The sequence below is a fragment of the Clostridium sp. DFI.1.208 genome (assembly GCF_024463855.1).
Lineage (GTDB): Bacteria > Bacillota_I > Bacilli_A > Erysipelotrichales > Erysipelotrichaceae > Clostridium_AQ.
Genome location: NZ_JANGCA010000270.1, coordinates 1 through 286 on the forward strand (window position 1 = coordinate 1; position 286 = coordinate 286).

The following is a 286-nucleotide window of genomic DNA, read 5'->3' on the forward strand; positions in this document are numbered from 1 at the left end:
CTTCAGCTTGGCTGTGATATGCTCGGCACTGTCATCCTTCAGCATCGCTTCCCAGATATAGCCTGTCTCACTCATCGCATTCACTCGATAGATGAACACCTTCATGAAGCCTGCAGTCTCCGGTACCTCGACGCTCGTACTCCTACCATCTGCACGAGCGAGCACTTTCTTATCTTTATCGTAGAACACCAGCTCTACCGCAAAGTTTCGATCTCCCCATGTGCTTCCCTTTTCATAGACAAGATCTGTCGCACTGCCATCCGCCTTCTGGAAATCGGATACCGGA

The 286-nt window shown here is 50.7% G+C and carries 1 protein-coding gene; it reads right to left on the reverse strand.

Annotated features, from left to right (window positions below):
• The coding region (locus tag NE665_RS24340) for a hypothetical protein (protein ID WP_256302760.1) at positions 1-286 on the reverse strand (286 nt) is incomplete at both ends.